General features: G+C 35.7%; 14 protein-coding genes and 2 pseudogenes. 5 read left to right on the plus strand and 11 right to left on the minus strand.

The window, feature by feature from the left end; genetic code table 11:
- The first annotated feature begins 617 nt into the window (after positions 1–617).
- A complete protein-coding gene (locus B5P42_RS16810; protein ID WP_113734728.1) occupies positions 618–3,662 on the plus strand; it encodes an efflux RND transporter permease subunit in 3,045 nt (1,014 codons plus the stop codon).
- A 52-nt stretch (positions 3,663–3,714) separates the two neighbouring features.
- Here the strand turns inward: B5P42_RS16810 and B5P42_RS32755 are convergent.
- The 4 genes and pseudogenes from B5P42_RS32755 to B5P42_RS16830 form a co-directional block, all read right to left on the minus strand.
- Positions 3,715–4,109, minus strand: a pseudogene (locus B5P42_RS32755) (P-loop nucleotide/nucleoside kinase family protein); the annotation flags it as partial.
- Positions 4,110–4,158: 49 nt separating this feature from the next.
- Positions 4,159–5,079: a phosphate ABC transporter permease PstA gene (gene pstA / locus B5P42_RS16820; RefSeq protein WP_002010630.1), complete on the minus strand. Its 921-nt coding sequence runs from the start codon at positions 5,077–5,079 to the stop codon at positions 4,159–4,161.
- Between the two features lie 2 nt (positions 5,080–5,081).
- Positions 5,082–5,972 carry a phosphate ABC transporter permease subunit PstC gene (pstC, locus tag B5P42_RS16825; protein WP_002090872.1) on the minus strand — a complete coding sequence of 297 codons (891 nt, stop codon included), beginning with the start codon at positions 5,970–5,972 and terminating at the stop codon, positions 5,082–5,084.
- 71 nt (positions 5,973–6,043) lie between these two features.
- Positions 6,044–6,943 (minus strand): phosphate ABC transporter substrate-binding protein PstS family protein, encoded by a 900-nt coding sequence (locus tag B5P42_RS16830; RefSeq protein ID WP_002114243.1) that lies wholly within the window; start codon positions 6,941–6,943, stop codon positions 6,044–6,046.
- Positions 6,944–7,452: 509 nt separating this feature from the next.
- On the opposite strand from B5P42_RS16830, the gene B5P42_RS16835 reads away from it, so the two are divergent.
- Genes B5P42_RS16835 through B5P42_RS16845 form a run of 3 tightly spaced genes read left to right on the plus strand, consistent with a single transcriptional unit; the run spans position 7,453 to position 9,807 of the window.
- The gene (locus B5P42_RS16835; RefSeq protein ID WP_002090873.1) at positions 7,453–7,710 is read left to right on the plus strand and encodes a FeoA family protein; all 258 of its coding nucleotides are present in this window, start codon (positions 7,453–7,455) and stop codon (positions 7,708–7,710) included.
- Entirely contained in the window at positions 7,707–8,429 is a 723-nt protein-coding gene (locus tag B5P42_RS16840; protein ID WP_002090874.1) for a FeoB small GTPase domain-containing protein, read from the plus strand. The genes B5P42_RS16835 and B5P42_RS16840 overlap by 4 nt, the downstream gene beginning before the upstream one ends.
- Positions 8,407–9,807, plus strand: a complete 1,401-nt coding sequence (locus B5P42_RS16845) for a nucleoside recognition domain-containing protein (RefSeq protein ID WP_113734729.1) — start codon at positions 8,407–8,409, stop codon at positions 9,805–9,807. The genes B5P42_RS16840 and B5P42_RS16845 overlap by 23 nt, the downstream gene beginning before the upstream one ends.
- Before the next feature lie 206 nt (positions 9,808–10,013).
- On the opposite strand, the gene B5P42_RS16850 is transcribed toward B5P42_RS16845, so the two are convergent.
- From B5P42_RS16850 to B5P42_RS16880, 7 genes are all read right to left on the minus strand, one after another.
- Positions 10,014–11,180, minus strand: coding sequence for a Ger(x)C family spore germination protein (locus B5P42_RS16850; RefSeq protein WP_113734730.1), 1,167 nt, complete (start codon positions 11,178–11,180; stop codon positions 10,014–10,016).
- Positions 11,164–12,288 (minus strand): spore germination protein GerLB, encoded by a 1,125-nt coding sequence (gene gerLB / locus B5P42_RS16855; protein WP_113734731.1) that lies wholly within the window; start codon positions 12,286–12,288, stop codon positions 11,164–11,166. The genes B5P42_RS16850 and gerLB overlap by 17 nt, the downstream gene beginning before the upstream one ends.
- Positions 12,289–13,767, minus strand: a complete 1,479-nt coding sequence (gerLA, locus tag B5P42_RS16860) for a spore germination protein GerLA (protein WP_088031272.1) — start codon at positions 13,765–13,767, stop codon at positions 12,289–12,291.
- Positions 13,768–13,869: 102 nt separating this feature from the next.
- Positions 13,870–15,342 carry a sodium:solute symporter family protein gene (locus B5P42_RS16865; RefSeq protein ID WP_113734732.1) on the minus strand — a complete coding sequence of 491 codons (1,473 nt, stop codon included), beginning with the start codon at positions 15,340–15,342 and terminating at the stop codon, positions 13,870–13,872.
- Positions 15,339–15,536, minus strand: coding sequence for a DUF3311 domain-containing protein (locus B5P42_RS16870; protein WP_113734733.1), 198 nt, complete (start codon positions 15,534–15,536; stop codon positions 15,339–15,341). The genes B5P42_RS16865 and B5P42_RS16870 overlap by 4 nt, the downstream gene beginning before the upstream one ends.
- A gap of 1 nt (position 15,537) precedes the next feature.
- Positions 15,538–16,713, minus strand: a complete 1,176-nt coding sequence (locus B5P42_RS16875) for an amidohydrolase (RefSeq protein ID WP_002167120.1) — start codon at positions 16,711–16,713, stop codon at positions 15,538–15,540.
- A 129-nt stretch (positions 16,714–16,842) separates the two neighbouring features.
- Entirely contained in the window at positions 16,843–17,553 is a 711-nt protein-coding gene (locus B5P42_RS16880) for a C39 family peptidase (protein WP_113734801.1), read from the minus strand.
- 422 nt (positions 17,554–17,975) lie between these two features.
- On the opposite strand from B5P42_RS16880, the pseudogene B5P42_RS33145 reads away from it, so the two are divergent.
- Positions 17,976–18,168, plus strand: a pseudogene (locus B5P42_RS33145) (amino acid permease); the annotation flags it as partial.
- Positions 18,169–18,302 lie beyond the last annotated feature (134 nt).

An 18,302-nucleotide genomic window follows, 5' to 3' on the forward strand; every position in this document is an offset into this window, starting at 1 on the left:
GTTCAGTTTTCAAAGAACTTGTCTGCCGCTTCAAAAGCGACTTCATCATATTAACATCTTCATTTTTCGATGTCAACTATGTTTTGAATTTCTTTTTTGTCGTTTTCTGCGTTTCCGCATCAGCGACGTTTATTAATATACCATCATGGTTTTTAAATAACAAGTATTTTTTATAAAAAAATACAAAAAGTTATCTATCCTACTTTCTTCTATAGAAAGAACCCTTATCCTTTCTACTAAAAACATTCATTTTGATTGTATACAAGTTATTATACACTATCATCAACCAGGCAGTATTTCACAATAACTTCCTAACCTTTAGTCTTCTCCTTTTTTAATTTTATAATTACCATAGTTCTGCTTAAGAAGGACAAATAATCATTTAAATGTAGAGTAACAAAAAACGTGGCCACTATACTAGAGCAAAACTTTAATTCTTGATTTTTCTCTCCAATCAGGAATTTTGCTTCCACAAATAACAAACTTCCCCTCGAAATATTAAATCAAGATTATTGTTAGAATTTTTTTACATTTAATTAATGAAAGATATCCAATTTTTGTTATATAGTAAGAAAGTGCCCACAAAACTATAAATAAACTAATGGAGGAATTATTTTATGGATAGGTTAACAAAATTTTCATTAAAAAACCGAGCCGCTATTATTATTATGGTTTTTCTCATTTCCATACTCGGTGTTTATTCCGGCTCTAAATTACCTATGGAATTTTTACCAAGCATCGATAACCCTGCAATAACTGTTACGACATTATCTCAAGGGCTCGATGCTGAAACGATGACCAAGGACGTAACTGACCCCCTTGAAAAACAATTTCGTAATTTAGAACATATCGATGGCATCACTTCTTCCACACATGAGGGATTATCACGCATCGACATTGCATACACATCCAAGGCAAATATGAAAGACGCGGCACGCGAAGTCGAAAAAACAATTAATACGATTAAATTACCTAAAGATGTAACTAAACCTGTTGTTAGCCAATTAAACACTTCTATGATTCCACTCGCTCAAATTACCATCCAGAAGCAAAACGGATTTTCAAAAGCTGACGAAAAACAAATTGAGAAAGAAATCGTACCACAACTCGAAAGCATTGATGGTGTTGCCAATGTTATGTTTTTCGGAAAATCAACTTCCGAATTATCCATCGTACTTGATCCTAACCAACTAAAAGATAAAAACGTAACATCACAGCAAGTATTAACAGTTTTACAAGGAAAAGAAACTTCCACTCCAGCCGGAGCAATTACCGTTAATAAGGCAGAATACAATCTTCGTGTCATCGGGGATATAAAAAATGTAAATGACATAAAAAATATCACCGTTACACCTCAAGTAAAATTACAAGATGTTGCTCAAATTGAATTAAAACAACATTACGATACAATCTCGCACATAAACGGGGAAGAAGGAACAGGATTAATCATCATGAAAGAGCCGAGTAAAAATGCGGTTGCAATCGGAAAAGAGATTGATAAAAAGATTAAAGATATAAGCAAGCAATATAAAGATCAATTCTCTATTAAACTTTTAGCTTCAACTCATGAGCAAGTTGAAAATGCTGTTACTAGTATGGGAAAAGAAGTAATCCTTGGGGCAATTGCTGCAACTCTCATTATCTTAATCTTTTTACGCAGCTTCCGAACAACACTCATCGCTGTCGTTAGTATTCCATTATCTATTTTATTAACACTATTTTTACTCCATCAATCTAACATCACACTTAACATTCTAACTCTTGGTGGCTTAGCCGTTGCAGTTGGACGTCTCGTCGATGATAGTATCGTTGTCATCGAGAATATTTTCCGTCGTTTACAAAAAGAATCTTTCTCTAAAGATATTATTCTCGATGCAACAAAAGAGGTCGCCGTCGCAATTACCTCTTCTACTTTAACGACAGTCGCCGTTTTTTTACCTATCGGTCTCGTATCGGGAGTAATCGGAAAACTAATGTTACCTATGGTGTTAGCAGTTGTGTATTCTATACTTTCTTCCTTAATTGTGGCATTAACAGTCGTTCCACTTATGGCTTTTTTACTGCTCAAAAAAACAAAACGTCGCAATTCACATTCTTCACCGCGATATGTCACTACATTAAAGTGGGCTCTTTCTCATAAGTTTATCATTCTACTCACTTCTTTTTTATTATTTGCAGGATCGATTGCAGCCTACATACTACTTCCGAAAGCGAACATAAAGTCTGAAGACGATACAATGCTTTCCGTTAACATGACATTTCCAGGTGATTATGATTCTGAAGCTAAAAAACAAAAAGCCTTTGATTTCGAAAAGAAACTCCTCTCTAATTCTGATGTAACAGATGTTATTTTGCGAATGGGATCTAGCGAAGAAGATGCACAATGGGGACAGACAACTCAAAACAATCTTGCAACTATATTTGTAGTCTTTAAAAAAGGATCTAATATCGACCAATATATTAAAGAATTAAAAAAGGATCATAATACTTTTGAACCAGCTGAACTTGATTATATAAAAACGAGTTACTCTGACTCTGGAGGCGGAAACAACTTACAATTTAACGTAACCGCTACTAACGAAACAAATTTAAAAAAGGCCGCTAACATCGTCGAAACAAAACTAAAAGGTATGGACGATCTCTCTAAAGTAAAAACAAATATAGAAGACTCTAAAAAAGAATGGCAAATTCATATCGATCAAACAAAAGCGGAACAACACGGTTTAACACCAGAATTAGTAGCACAACAAGTATCATTCCTTATGAAGAAATCTCCTATTAGGGAAATCTCAATCAATAATGAAAAAACAACTATTATGATAGAACATAAAAAGGCATCCATTAACAAACAAGAAGATATTTTAAACACAAACATACTATCACCTATTAACGGACCAATTCCTTTAAAAGACATTGCAACTATTTCAGAAAAACAACTTCAAACGGAAATTTTCCATAAAGATGGGAAAGAAACGATTCAAATTACCGCAGAAGCTTCAAGTGAAGATTTAAGCAAAGTAAGCGCAGAAGTAAACAAGGCGATAGCCGACTTAGATTTACCTAACGGAGCAAAAGTAAATGTCGCAGGCGCTACTGAATCTATGCAAGAGAACTTCACAGATTTATTCAAAATTATGGGGATCGCAATCGGGATTGTATATTTAATTATGGTTATCACATTCGGGCAAGCACGTGCTCCTTTCGCGATTTTATTCTCTTTACCATTAGCTGCTGTCGGCGGTATTTTAGGATTAATCATTTCAAGAACACCTGTTGACGTAAATTCATTAATCGGCGCATTAATGTTAATCGGGATTGTCGTTACAAATGCTATTGTATTAATAGAAAGAGTGCAACAAAATCGGGAAAACGGTATGGAAACCAGAGAAGCCTTACTAGAAGCAGGATCTACTAGATTACGCCCAATTATTATGACAGCTATAACAACAATTGTCGCTATGCTACCACTCCTCTTCGGGCAATCTCAAGCAGGAAGTATGGTATCGAAAAGTCTGGCCGTCGTTGTAATCGGTGGTTTGGCAGTCTCAACCGTTCTTACATTAGTAGTCGTTCCCGTTATGTATGAACTATTAGATAAAATCGGGAGAAAAAGACGCTCCCGCAGAAAAATAAGCACTTCTACAGAAACACCTGATATTTAAACTAAAAGGCGTTATCTTCAATTATGAAGATAACGCCTTTTTATCCCTCTACCTATCCATAATCCATCACTTTTTTACCATACTTCTCTAGCGGCTCTCCAGAATCTACAATAAGATATTCACCATGTAAAGGCCTTTTACTGCCAGCCAGACATTTTTGAAATGCTACTTTTGTAATTTGACTTATCTTACGTTCACGCGTTTGTAACCTACGATTAATTTCTTCTATATTATTAAGATAACATTCAATATATTTATGTGTAGCCCCATACTTCCGACATAAACCTATTCCTTTTCAAGCATCCCCTCATAGAGACATGAGCTATCTAATATAACACTATGTTCTTGTTCCAACAAAAAACCTATCAGTTTCCACTCAATATCATAGGAGACTCCCCCAACAACTGTCGATTCACTCCCTCTTACCGTTAATGATTTTAATAAATGTCCGTAAAAAAACTCCCTGTTTATAAACAGAGAGTTCTTTTACGGACATTTATGCCGCTTTTACCTTCTTCGTCGTTTTACGACTTTTTTTCGCTCCTGTAAAACGCTTGTGTAATACAGATGCTACGAAACGAGAAATGATATTAAAGAGTAATACCATAATAATTAATACAGCTGCGGATTTTGTTGCAATTAACTTCGCATCCGGGATAATCCCTTCAGAGTTTAATTTCCAAATGTGAACAGCTAACGTTTCAGCTGGTCTAAATGGATTTAAAGGATGCGAGGGGCTCGAGAAGTCCGCTGCTGAATTTAAAATAGGTGATGTTAAACCCGCTGTATAAATTAACGCCGCAGCTTCACCGAATATACGGCCTGCCGCTAAAATAATACCTGTAATGATTTGTGGTAACGAAGACGGGATAATGATGCGGGCAATTGTTTGCCATTTCGTTGCACCTAGTCCAAGACTCGCCTCTTTTACATTATGAGGAACTTCAGAAATCGCATTTTCACAAACACGTGTTAAACCAGGCAAATTCAAAATAGTTAAAGCAAGAGCTCCACCCATTACTGTATATCCCCAGCCTGTCATGGTAACAAATACTAATAAGCCAAATAGTCCAACAACAATAGAAGGTAAAGACGCCATTGTTTCAATACATAAACGAACAAAACTTAAAAAACGACCTTGTTTTGCATACTCCGCTAAATATATTCCAGCCCCTAGTCCAAGAGGAATAGATATAATAAGTGTTATAACAAGCATGTAGAAAGAATTGAATAACTGTGGACCAATTCCCCCACCAGCTCTTGTATTGCTTGGTTCTCCGAATAAGAAACTAGGATCCCAAAATCCCCATCCCTTTTGCAGAATTTCGTACATTAAAAAAGCCAGCAAAGCTACAACTAAAGCTGCAACCCCATAAAAGATACCTGTCCAAACTTTATTTACCGTTCTTGCATTCATTATTATCGCTCACCTCTTTGACCAATCGCTCGAATTACTAAAATAAACAGGAATGAAATAACAAGTAAAATCATTGCTAACGTCCATAGCGCATTGTTCCAAGCTGTTCCGTTCAATGTATTCGTCATATCCATTGTCAGAATACCTGTTAACGTTGCTGTTGGACTATATATTCCTTCCGGTAATTTAATCGTGTTCCCGATTACCATTTGAACCGCTAACGCTTCACCAAAAGCACGCGCTAACCCTAAAACTATACCTGTTAAAATTCCTTGTTTTGCAGCAGGAACAATAACTCGGCTAATCGCTTGCCATTTCGTCGATCCTAGACCGTAAGAAGCTTCCAAGTAATCAAACGGAACAGAGCGTATTGCATCAGAGGCAATACTAGCAATAGTAGGTAAAATCATAATACTCAGGACAATAATACCCGCAATTAAACTAAATCCCACTCCACCGAACGAATCCCGTAATAGAGGAACCAAGATCGTAACCCCTAATAATCCGTATACAACTGATGGAATACCAACTAATAATTCTAAAACAGGCTTTAATACTTTATTCCCAAACTTCGGCGAAATTAAATTCATGAATATAGCAAGAGCTATAGCAATTGGTGCACTAATGACAACAGCACCTAACGACACAAGCGTCGAACCGACAATAAAGATGACAGCACCATACGTACCTTGATCAGCATTTGGATTCCATTTTGTCGAAGTTAACACCTCAGAAAATGAGATACCACTTTGCGTGAAAGATTGAATTCCTTTGCCGCAAATAAACGCAATAATAGCTAATGTAATAAAAACAATAAAGATACCGCAAAACGTAACAAGTGATCTACCTATATATTCACTCTTTACGTAATTAATTTGTTTTTTCCCCTTCATCACAGGACAGACCCCACTTCATAGATTGAAATGAACAGGACTGGCCTTGCAGCCAGCCCCATAAAATTTTATTACTTATTTAATTTAGACATTGGGATGTAACCCATATCTTCTACTTGTTTTTCGAAATCTTTACCTTTTACATAGTCAATGTAAGCTTTTGTCGCTTCTTTTGCCTCACCTTTAGTTACCATGTACTCGTAAGACCAGAATGGATATTTACCAGCAGAGATGTTTTCAACTTTCGGTTCAGCACCATCAATTTTCACAGTTTGCAATGCGCCTTTTTTATCGCCAACCATGTAAGACATTGCTAAATAGCTGATTGAACCTGGAGTAGAGTTAATCGCTTGCTCTACTGCACCGTTAGAATCTTGTGTTGTACCAGTTCCATCATTAATTTTAGCTTCTTTCATAACTGTTTTTTCAAATGTAGCACGTGTACCAGATGAAGCTGGACGATTAATTACATTGATTTTTTCATCTTTTCCGCCTAACTCTTTCCAGTTCGTCACTTTTCCAGTGAAGATATCTTGTACTTGTTTTGCTGTTAAGTTATCAACTTTTACATCTTTATTTACGACAAGTGCGAATGCGATACCCGCTACCTTGTTATCTACTAATTCTTTCGCTTTTTCAGCATCTTTTATTTTATCTGAAGCCGGAACATCCGAATTACCAATTTGTACTGCACCAGATGCTACTTGGTTAATCCCAGTTCCACTACCGCCACCTTGAACTTGAATAGAAACTTTTGAATTTTTCTCCATGAATTTCTTTCCAGCTTCCTCCGCAAGAGGTTGAAGAGCTGTAGAGCCAGCCGCTGCAATCGTACCTGATAATTCTTGTTTTGCATCGCTACCTTTAGCAGCTTCCTTATTATCCGTACTTTCTGCTTTTCCACATCCAACTAATGCACCTGCAACAACTAAAGCCGCTAAAGAAAATTTAATACCCTTTTTCATGATCATGTCTTGTACCCCCATTTGGATTATCACTTTTCGAATTCATCTTCTTTCGAACACAAATTCATTGTAGGACAACAATATTATGTGAGTGTTAAGCAATTTTTAAGTTTAAGTAAATAGAGATAACATCCCATAAAAGCTAGACATTCCAACATTTACAGTTGAAAAAGCCAACAAAACCCACACTAAACACGCAGTATTGTAAATTTATTCTTAACAATGTAAATCCAATGTAAATATTTTTCTTTATTTTGCCCTTTAAGTTAAAACTATATTTACAAATCCACTATATTTTTTAAATTTTACACTCTTACTTTATTTACATTAAGAAGAATTTCAGTAATATTTTTCGGGACAACTCAATAAATTGGAACAATTCTAAAAATATTTGAATATTTTTAAAGTACTAATTGACAGCATCATTAAATGTAGTCTACTATATTAGTATCAAAAAGTTTACCTAAGGAAACTTTTTAAACTAAAACTAAAAATATAGAGATGAGGTAACTTTTATGGTATCGGCTAATACTAAACCCCTTTCCGAATTCAGAACAGGGGAATTTGTACAAATTGAGAAGATACAATTAGAAGGAACTATGAAACGACGTTTATTAGATTTAGGCTTTTTTCCTGGAGCGACAATTAAAGTATTACAACGCAGCCCACTTGGAGACCCAGTCGCTTATCAAGTAAGCAACACAACTATTGCACTGCGTAGTGAAGAAAGCTCCCTTATTTTCGGGGTATTAATAGGAGATGATTTCAGATGAGTAACCATCGTATTGCGTTAGCTGGTAACCCGAATACTGGGAAAAGTACATTATTTAATACTTTAACAGGCTTAAAACAACATACTGGAAACTGGACGGGGAAAACTGTTTTAAAGGCTGAAGGGGAATATAAGCATGGTGGAAATATATATACAATAATAGATTTACCTGGAACTTACTCACTGTATTCAAATTCGGCAGATGAAGAAGTCGCACGAGATTATATTATATTTGAAAAACCAGAAGTAACTGTAGTTGTTATTGACGCAACTGCAATGGAAAGAAATTTAAATTTAGCACTCCAAGTGATGGAAATGACAAACGATGTGGTCATTTGTATTAACTTAATTGATGAAGCCGAGAAAAAAGGAATCATTATTGACGAAAAGAAATTAGCAAAATCACTCGGTGTGCCTGTAGTGAAGATTTCTGCTCGCAACCGAGTAGGCATTGGTCATTTGCTAAATGTCATCGCTAAAGTAGCAAATAAAAAACTCATTCCAACACCAATTAAAATTACTTATAATGAAAAAATCGAAAATATGATTCAAGAATTAGAACCACAAATTTATAAAGTGTTCGGCAATACGTATCCAGCACGTTGGATTGCGTTACGTATTTTAGATGGAGATAAAAATTTCTTAACTGCACTTCAAAAACATCATAACGAACCACTTGTAAGGGAGGTCGTAATAAATGGAATCTCACTCAGCCAGTAAAGCTCTTCCGCTGGACTATATTGTTCAACATGCACAAACACTTTCAAAAGAAGATATACGAGATGATATTGTCGGAGATATTTATCGAACCTCCGCAAGTATATGTAAAGAAGCTGTCCAATATACAAATACCGATAAATTGTATCGTTCTGAAAAACTAGATAAAATTTTCACATCTCCAATCTGGGGATTCCCAATTATGCTCGGTATTTTATCTATTGTTTTTTATCTTACAATTGCAGGCGCTAACGTACCTTCTGATATGATCGCTAAGTTCTTTGGCTGGATAGAAGGATATTTAACATCTTGGTTCCAAGCAGCGCATGCACCTGAATGGTTACATGGCATTTTAATACTTGGTTTATTCCGCGGTACCAGTGCTGTTATAAGCGTTATGTTACCACCAATGGCAATCTTTTTCCCTATGTTCGCACTATTAGAAAACTACGGATATTTACCACGTGTCGCATTTAACATGGACCGCTTATTCAAACGATCTGGTGCACATGGCAAGCAATCTTTAACAATGGCAATGGGATTCGGTTGTAATGCAGCTGCCATCATGTCAACACGTATTATTGAATCACCACGTGAACGTATGCTTGCAATCTTAACAAACAACTTCGTTCCATGTAATGGGCGCTGGCCTATGTTAATTTTAATGGCTTCACTATTTATGGCCGCTGGCTATACAGGAAGTATGCAAACATTTGTTACTGCAGGTGTCGTAGTTGGAATGGTTGTAATTGGTGTTATTATGACATTAACTGTTTCTTGGGTACTATCGAAAACAGCTTTAAAAGGCGTTCCAACTCACTACACACTAGAGTTACCGCCATACCGCAAACCAAAAATTTGGAATACAATTGTACGTGCAACACTCGATAAATCAATATATGTTTTAAAACGAGCTGTAGTTGTAGCTGCCCCTGCAGCTGCATTAACTTGGTTACTTGCTAATATTTTCATCGGTGACACAAGCCTACTTATGTATTTTGTAAACTTTCTAGATCCATTCGCTAAAATGTTAGGACTTGACGGCTTTATTCTAGCTGCATTCATTCTTGGGCTACCAGCTAATGAAATTGTCATCCCGATTTTATTAATGTCTTACTTATCAACTGGCGCTTTAACTGAAATAGATGATTTTAATCAAATTAAAAATCTATTCTTAGAAAATGGTTGGACTTGGTTAACAGCGTTAAACACAATGTTGTTCTCACTCCTTCATTTCCCATGCGGAACAACACTAGTTAACATATATAAAGAAACAAAAAGTGCAAAATGGACATTTTTATCGTTTGCAATCCCTACTGTTATTGCCATTGTTGTTACATTCCTCTCTACACAATTGGTACATTGGTTAGGTCTTGTATAAAAGCAAAGCATACATAGAAGGTATCCCCCTTCACCATATGCTTTGTGCATAAAAGAAACCTGAAATTCATTCAGGTTTCTTTTTATCTTTCCACGGCTGAGCTCCATACGTTGTGATTTTTTTATGAATAAAATATATGGTCCCCGGAAGAATCGCCATTAATATCGTGCAACTAATTCCTAGTCCAGTAAACAACTTAAATCACCTTATTTCACTCTCTTCGGTAAAGCTGAACCTGAATGCTCAATTGTCGGATGAACATGAACAGTAACCTCAGCATTACTAAAATAATTTTCACCTTGATCCCAATTCTTATCTATCTTCTTCCATTCTTTATAATTATGCCGCTTATATACTTCTCCTAACGCTAATACATCTACCTTATATTTTTTTTGAACAAGCTTAATCGATTTTTGGATACGCTTCTCCATTTCCTCCGCAATGGTTTTCTTTAATCGCTTTTCATTCATAATTTGTTTATGATCACTAAAATGTAACTCTGCTAAGGTCCCTTCCAAAGATAAATGGATATCAAACTTCGGTTTTGTAGCATTTTCCGTAGATACTTTAATCTTTCGGCGCATCTTATGAATTTCGTATGTAACAAGCTGACCTTGTTTACGGATAGTAAAGAACCCTCCAATTTTTTTACCTATTACATAATTCATTCCGAATGTTTCTTCTCCATTCAAACTGCCTACACACTTATTATCTTTTCCACGAAACAACGCTGCCCCGTTCATTTGTACCCCCTGCTTTGTTAGTTCGAGAATAGGTAATACGAAACTTTGGTTAGCAATCATTTTTTGCTGTACCTCACCAATTCTTGCAGCTTCAATCATTTGAGCATTTTTCGGAGGATGCTCAGCTAACATATCAATATACTGCGCCGGTAAGTTCTCAGGCTTGGCACTCTGCTTTAAAATAGCTTCTGCATTTTTCTTAGAAACGAACAAACGAATATTTCTTCTCATCTCGTGATCACGAATATATACATCTAACGTATTTTGTAAAACATATGGATTCGCTAGTAAATCTTTAGAAAAAATTATCACTTGTATATGCGGAAAGAATAATGAGCGACTAATTTTTTTAGCAATAATTCGTATTTGCTCAAAGACACTATCTGCTTTCGCACTAACATTAATATAATTTTCACTACCTCCACCTACTTGGCCACCTTGTTGCGCTAACTTACTGGGAAGTACCATCTGATACGTCCCTTTCATAATTGGATTTGATTTCTTTGCCTTCACAATATCGTAAGCTGCGCCTACTACAAATCCTCTTTCTTCTATTTCTTCTAGCTCAGAGCACCCACTTATAGATCCAGCTAAAACCATAACCATTATAATTTTAAGAAGGTGTTTCATTTCTACCATTCCTTCTTTTTATTTTATATACAATAAAAACTAACAAAGGCGCTAGCACGACAAAACCCATATCTATCCAAGCTAAATAAGTCCCATAACTTGACAAAGTATTCAAATTACTAGGTATCATATTCGCCATAAAAATAATCGGGGCACTTACAAAAATGAAAATATGTTTCTTCACTTTCGGAAACATAGCACAAAATAATAAAGATGCGACGTCATAATACATTGCTGTAGTGTTATAAATAGTAATAATCCAAGTAGTAAAAAAAATGGCATCAAATCTTTCTAAAAAACCTCCACCAATTTCAATTTCTTTACCCAATTCAATTGTTGGATACGTCAATCCACGGGTTGTCATATACGAAAAAACGCTAATACAAGTTACATAAATTAAAATGTATGACAGCACATTTACCATCACTGCTTTTGCAACTGCCATTGGCGCTTTTTTCGCTGCCTTATCGTTCAACATCACAGCATAAAACAGAGCTACCTCAAATCCGATAAATGTGAAAATAGAATTTTTAACTCCTACAGCATATTGACTTACGTTCGTTTGAAAAGCTGGTAGTAAATTGTTTATTTCCATTAAATTCACATTCAATAAAGAAAGCAACACTATCGCAATGAACACGATAGGTAAGAATAGAACATTTAACCTTACTAAAGCCGCTCTCGATCCTGCTACTCCATAAATAACAACTAATAAGAAGAAGAAAGAGAGTAGCTGTATTGGTGTATCACTAAATAAATATGTTTGTGAAATAATTGCAATCATTCGCGATTCATATGCGGTCAAAGCAGCAAATGTTAATACTAAAATGCTACTAATTGTGTATGCAACAGGCTTCGTCAAATGTGCACTTGTATATTGAACAAAGTTTTGTTTTGGGAATAAAATAGCTACCCTCGTTACAAACCAACCTAAAACCGCACATATCAATCCACCCAAAAGCAAAATAATCCAACCGTCCGAAAATAAAGTTTGCGTAGCAATATCTCGAGGCATAGATAATGCACCTATACCGATAATTGTTGACGATACCGCAAAACCAAGTTCCCGAGATCCAATTTCTTCATCCCCATATTCAAATGTCTTCAATTACTCTCGCTCCTTTGGACGTAATGTAGAGTCTTTCGTTTGTAAATATTCTGGTCTCTCTTTTAACATTGATTTTGGTAAGCGAACCAATTCTTCTTCCCAATCTTTATAAAAAGCAGGAGCAATAGGTGTTGTATACGGAACCCCAACACTCTTTAAATTTGTAATATGAACCGCAAGTGCAATAAGGGCTAAAATAATTCCATATAGCCCAAAAGCAGTCGCCGCTAAAACAAAGACAAAAAGTAAAATCCGAAACGTAATCGTAATGCTATATACAGGAAGTGAAAATGTAGCAATTGCAGTAACCGCAATAATAATTACTAAAAACGGATTTACAATTCCCGCATTTACTGCCGCTTCTCCAATTACAAGACCACCTACGATACCAATTGTTTGCCCCATCGGTTTCGGAAGCCTAATCCCGGCTTCTCGTATTAATTCCATCGTTAATGCCATCATTAATGTTTCTATATATGCCGGAAATGGCACCCCTTCTCTCGCTCCCGCAATAGAATAAGCTAGTTTAGATGGGATAAGCCCTTGATGATACGATACAAGCGCTACGTACATGGCAGGTAATAAAACAGCAGCAATACCTGATCCCATACGTAAAATTCTTAATAACGTTCCAATTACCCAACGCTCATAATGATCTTCGACAGATTGAAAAATATCAACAAATACAAGTGGAGCTATAAGAGCAAACGGTGATCCGTCCACTAAAATGGCCGCCTTTCCTTTCGCCAATGCAGCCACTATATTATCTGGTCTTTCTGTATTTAAAAACTGCGGAAACGGCGACAAATTATTATCTTGAATTAATTGCTCAATCGTTCCTGTCTCAAAAATGACATCTGTCACTATTGATTGAAGACGCCGATCTAGCTCTTTTACGATGTAAGGGTTAATAATATCTTCTATATATACTAGGGTTACTTCTTTCTGCGATCGCTTTCCCATAATATAAGATTGAAACCGTAACTTCGGATCACGTAAACCACGGCGAATTAACATTTTATTCACATTAATATCTTCATTTAATCCAACTCTCGGTCCACGTATTAAATCTTCTGTCACTGGCGGTTCTAGACTTCTTTTCTCCCAAGCCCTACTGTTAACAACAATAGCCGTTTGAATATTATCAATTAATATGACTGTATCCCCTGCTAAAACCGCATTTATAATATCTGGAAAAGTTGTCTTCCTACCGACTTCTGCAATAGAAATAAAACGATCCAATAATGTCTGAACCACAGCTGCTTCATTTGGTATTTCTTCATATTGAAGTGTACGAACTACATATTTATAAACATTATCCTTATCTGTCAATCCACATAAAAAAACAACCGCACAACGTGTAATGCTACCAGCAAGAGCAACTTCTCTAATTGTTAAATCATTAGGTGAACCTAACTCATCTCTAATTTCCTTCATAACTTCAAACAAGTTACCTTTTAGTTCTAACAATTTCCCCACCTAACTTCCTTTTCAACAAGTTTTTAGTTAGATTCCGCTAATAGAAGAAAATATATACAAAAAAAGAGCTATCTCTTTTCGAAGATAGCTCTAACACGCGGGTTACTTTTCTACTATTATATTGTCTGTCTTTATAGATACACTTTTCGTGAATCCACTAACTATAAACATCACAATAATATTAATTAACAATGCGACTATACCTACATTCAAATCTTTTATATATTGCGGGAAACCCGGAAACATTGTAGCTATAGTAGAACCAGATAAGGTGATATATGCAACAACTAACAGCCCAATCCCCATCCCTGCAATCGCTCCTTGCTTCGTAATAATTTGCCGAGGAAACAAACTACATACAAGTGCAGGGAAAAGTTGTGTCACTATACTGTATCCCATTAAAAGAAGTGCCCCTATTGTTTCTCCTCCTTTAAATGTAAACAATACTGCTACGAGCGTTACTACAGGCACAAATAATTTTGCAGCTTTAGCAACTTGTCTATCTGAAGCAGATGGGACCATCGTACGATAAATATTTTTCGCTAACAATGTAGAAGCGGCCATAACAAGCATAGATGCTGGAACTAATGCCGTTAATACCCCAGCACTACCAATAATCCCAATAAACCAAGGATCAAAAGTTTGAAGAGCAAGACGGAATAATGAAAGGTCTACATCCACTCCCTTTAACCCTGGAACTTGTAAAATAGCAGCAAAACCTGCAAAGAATACGAAAAGCAAAACTAAAGAATACAGTGGCATGATTGCCGCATTTTTACGAAATACTTTTTCATTTTTTGCAGAGAAAGCAGAGGCAAATGTATGAGGCCACATGTAGAAACCGAGGGCCGTTAATATAATAGTAGAAACAAACCAAGAAATACTCATTCCTTCTTCAGGTAAAGATAAAAACCCTGGTTTCGCAGCTTCTACAGCTTCGAACATCGGCTGAAATCCTCCATAATAATGATACGGTAAATATATACCTAAAAACATAACGATGAATAGTATCATAATATCCTTCAAAGCAGCTGTCCAAGCCGAACCATGTATACCTGAAACCATTACATATATAGTTATAACAATAGCGCCAATCCATACCGCAATAACAGGTGACACTCTTCCATAGGAAGCTTCCGAAACGATGATCCCTAACCCCTTTAGCTGTAAAACGAGATATGGGATGATAGAAATAACACCAATAATTGAAACAATTATCCCAAGCGTCTTACTTCTATATTTCTTCGCAAAAAAATCGGACTGCGAAACGAGGTTATGCTCTTTTGCATATTTCCAAATTGGAGGCAATAAGAAATACGATAAAATATAAGCTAATGCACCATACCCTAAAATATAAAAAGTAGGAGCTCCTTTACTATACGCCCAGCCACTTCCTCCTAAAAATGTGAATGTCGTATAAATTTCGCCTGCCATAAGGAGAAAAACGAAAATAGTTCCAAACCCTCTTCCTCCAACTGACCATTGCTCTAAATTCATATCTTTCCCACGTTGTGCTCGAATTCCTAAAAATAGTGCTAGAAATAAGAAGAAAATAATGATAAGTAATGCAGTCATTTTACGTCCCCCTTATTAGCAGGATCGAATACGTACACAAGACCCATACAAAGAGACGTAATGAGCACTGATAATAGTACCCAAAATAATAAAAATGGCATCCCCCATACGTAAGGAGTGACCGAATTTGCAAATACTGGTCCAAATACTAAACAAAGAACTGGAATAAGTGCTAGCACGTGTATTTTTTTCATCTCATTCTCCTTTACTTATAAAATTCATAATAGATGATACAAAGACTTCCACTCCAATTGGTAATGCGTCTTCGTCAATTGTAAAACGAGGGTGATGATGCGGATATATAATTCCCTTCTCTTCATTTCCTGCCCCTATAAAAAAAAACGTCCCTGGTGCCTTTTGTAAAAATGCTGAAAAATCTTCTCCTGCCATCGTTGGCTGTAAACGAACAACTCTTTCTCTTCCATACAGTTGTAATGCTGTATGTTCAATAAGCTCTGTAACTTCATAATCGTTCACAACTGGTCGATATCCATATTCATAAGAAAATGTATACTTAGCACCGTAGGATTCTGTAATATGTTTTACAATCCTTTCAAGCTTCTTCTTTGTTTCTTCTCTTAATTCATGCCTTAAACTTCTCACTGTCCCTTCAATCTCCGCTTGTTCCGGGATAACATTATGAGTTGTCCCAGAATGAAATTGCGTAACAGATACTACGAGAGAATCTAACGGATTCGTGAGGCGAGATACAATTTGCTGAATTTGCGAAACTACTTGCGCACCAATGGCGATACTATCAACTGTTTCATGCGGAATTCCAGCATGCCCACCTTTTCCCTCTATCGTAATTTTAAAAACGTCCGGCGCCGCCATCGCAGGACCATAAATTACACCTACTTTTCCAACCTCTAATGACGCCCAAAGATGAGCACCAATAATGTAATCCACACCTGTCATCACTCCCGCTGCGACCATTTCCTCTGCACCGCCCGGAAAGTTTTCTTCTGCATGTTGAAATAAAAAGCGAATCTCTCCTTTAACTTTCTCTCTTTCCTCTACCAACTTATGTACTACACCAAGCAATATTGCCATGTGACCATCGTGACCACACGCATGCATCACACCTGGATATATAGAAATAAAATCAAACTTATTTTCTTCATGAATAGGAAGAGCATCCATATCAGCACGAACCGCGATAGTTTTACCAGGCTGCCTACCAATTAACCTTGCCATTACACTATATTTAGTAGGCCTTGAGACTTCTAAATACGGGATTTCCCGAAGTATGTCGAATACAAATTGAGATGTTTTTTCCTCTTGAAAAGATAACTCTGGATACTTATGAAAATGCCTTCTCCACTCAATCAACTGATTCTTTGATAAAACAAGTTCCTTTGCGACATCCATTTCTCTTCTCCCCTTCTTTACCAAGTTAAATGTTATTATAGCGTGAATCGTTAACTTCTGAAAGAATTTTCAGAATTTTCTATAACAAATATTCAAAAAGAAAAAGCCACCTCAAGATGACTTTTCATTTTATAAAATAGTAATTGCTTGTTTCCCCATTTGCTCCCATGCCTTTTCAAATTCAGCACGAGGAACAGCTTTTCGTGGATTGTCTGCAAGAGGATCATTTACGTATACAAAGTTTTGATCATATCCAATTACTACAACACTATGCTCATAATATGTAATTTTCACTTCACCTGAACTCGTATTCCATGTTTCAAAACTACTTTCGGCTAATGGTTTAAACGTTGTATTAATAATTACCCATACTGGAGAACCAGAACTAATTACTTTATATAGATCTTGCACGTCTCTACCCGTTAAATTAATTACTTTTTCAGGAACATACTTTTCTGCTAAATTAAAAATCGGTTGATTATATACACCGTATCCCAGCTCAGCTTTCGTGTAAATATTTCCAACGAATCCCTCATACGGATTTCCATGCAAACCATCTTGTTTAAATGGAACGCGATGAATTTCACTAGCAAGTTGCATCTTATCTACTTGTACACCTTTATGTTGTAGTAGCATAGTTAAACTTGTCACTTCACAACCTCTAGGTAATTCAGGTAACTGTCTAATAAACGGAACCTCTGTAATCATTGCACTTTCTTTCATCTCAGAGAAAAGGTCTAACCGAAATTCTTGTGCCTTTTTCATAATTTTATCTTTCTCGAAAAAGAACACGACAGCAAATATAATACCGAAAATAAAAATATATTTTAACTTTTTCATCATAAACCAAACTCCATTATATCAATTATTTTAAAGGCACAACTCCTATCATTGTACCTTTCTTCTTACTAGTTTGCTAGAAAGATTCTGTGAATTATTATTCACAAATACCTTTTTAAAATTCCGATTGTTTTAAATAGAAAGAAAAAATATAATTTTTCAGAATTTTTTACTAAAAAACAAAATTATTAACCTAGTGAAAGAATAACGTTTCCTTCACTAGGTTAATAAACATTCTAAGGTATTTAGTCATAGTTAGTTTTTCCTTTACATACTCAGTTCACAACAAAATAAACCAAGTATGTTTTTCACCCCCACTAATGATTAAAAGCACCGAATAAAATCTAGTTAAAACATACAAAAAAATATGGGGGGAGGGACATATGAATCAACAAGTAGAACAAGCAGAATTAAAATAAAGCACACCACTTTATCCAATAGTTCCAATCGTAGCTTTCTCACTCAATTTCCTTACATTTGTTAGTTTAGCTTTCATTCCAAATCAGAGAATTGCTCTTTATTGCTGGGTTCCATTTATGATCATTTGTTACATTTTATACCGAGTTAAAGTTTCGGAAAGTTGTCACATTTGAGCAAAAAAGAAATATAACTTAGGTAACAAACTGAATATATTAAAAATTCAGTATTTTTCCTTATGATAAGATAATTTTTTTCTATTTATTGGGTATGTTGGTATAACTTTATTTATCTTAAAATTCCCACAATCACGTTTTTATCTGGAAAATAGT

The organism is Bacillus sp. SRB_331 (assembly GCF_003264175.1).
GTDB classification, from domain to species: domain Bacteria; phylum Bacillota; class Bacilli; order Bacillales; family Bacillaceae_G; genus Bacillus_A; species Bacillus_A mycoides.

What these genes read in the sequence shown, in the direction of transcription:
- B5P42_RS16810 (WP_113734728.1), top strand. Translation starts at nt 618, where the DNA reads ATGGATAGGTTAACAAAATTTTCATTAAAAAACCGAGCCGCTATTATT.
- pstA (WP_002010630.1), bottom strand. Translation starts at nt 5,079, where the DNA reads ATGAATGCAAGAACGGTAAATAAAGTTTGGACAGGTATCTTTTATGGG.
- pstC (WP_002090872.1), bottom strand. Translation starts at nt 5,972, where the DNA reads ATGAAGGGGAAAAAACAAATTAATTACGTAAAGAGTGAATATATAGGT.
- B5P42_RS16830 (WP_002114243.1), bottom strand. Translation starts at nt 6,943, where the DNA reads ATGATCATGAAAAAGGGTATTAAATTTTCTTTAGCGGCTTTAGTTGTT.
- B5P42_RS16835 (WP_002090873.1), top strand. Translation starts at nt 7,453, where the DNA reads ATGGTATCGGCTAATACTAAACCCCTTTCCGAATTCAGAACAGGGGAA.
- B5P42_RS16840 (WP_002090874.1), top strand. Translation starts at nt 7,707, where the DNA reads ATGAGTAACCATCGTATTGCGTTAGCTGGTAACCCGAATACTGGGAAA.
- B5P42_RS16845 (WP_113734729.1), top strand. Translation starts at nt 8,407, where the DNA reads ATGGAATCTCACTCAGCCAGTAAAGCTCTTCCGCTGGACTATATTGTT.
- B5P42_RS16850 (WP_113734730.1), bottom strand. Translation starts at nt 11,180, where the DNA reads ATGAAACACCTTCTTAAAATTATAATGGTTATGGTTTTAGCTGGATCT.
- B5P42_RS16865 (WP_113734732.1), bottom strand. Translation starts at nt 15,342, where the DNA reads ATGACTGCATTACTTATCATTATTTTCTTCTTATTTCTAGCACTATTT.
- B5P42_RS16870 (WP_113734733.1), bottom strand. Translation starts at nt 15,536, where the DNA reads ATGAAAAAAATACACGTGCTAGCACTTATTCCAGTTCTTTGTTTAGTA.
- B5P42_RS16875 (WP_002167120.1), bottom strand. Translation starts at nt 16,713, where the DNA reads ATGGATGTCGCAAAGGAACTTGTTTTATCAAAGAATCAGTTGATTGAG.
- B5P42_RS16880 (WP_113734801.1), bottom strand. Translation starts at nt 17,553, where the DNA reads ATGAAAAAGTTAAAATATATTTTTATTTTCGGTATTATATTTGCTGTC.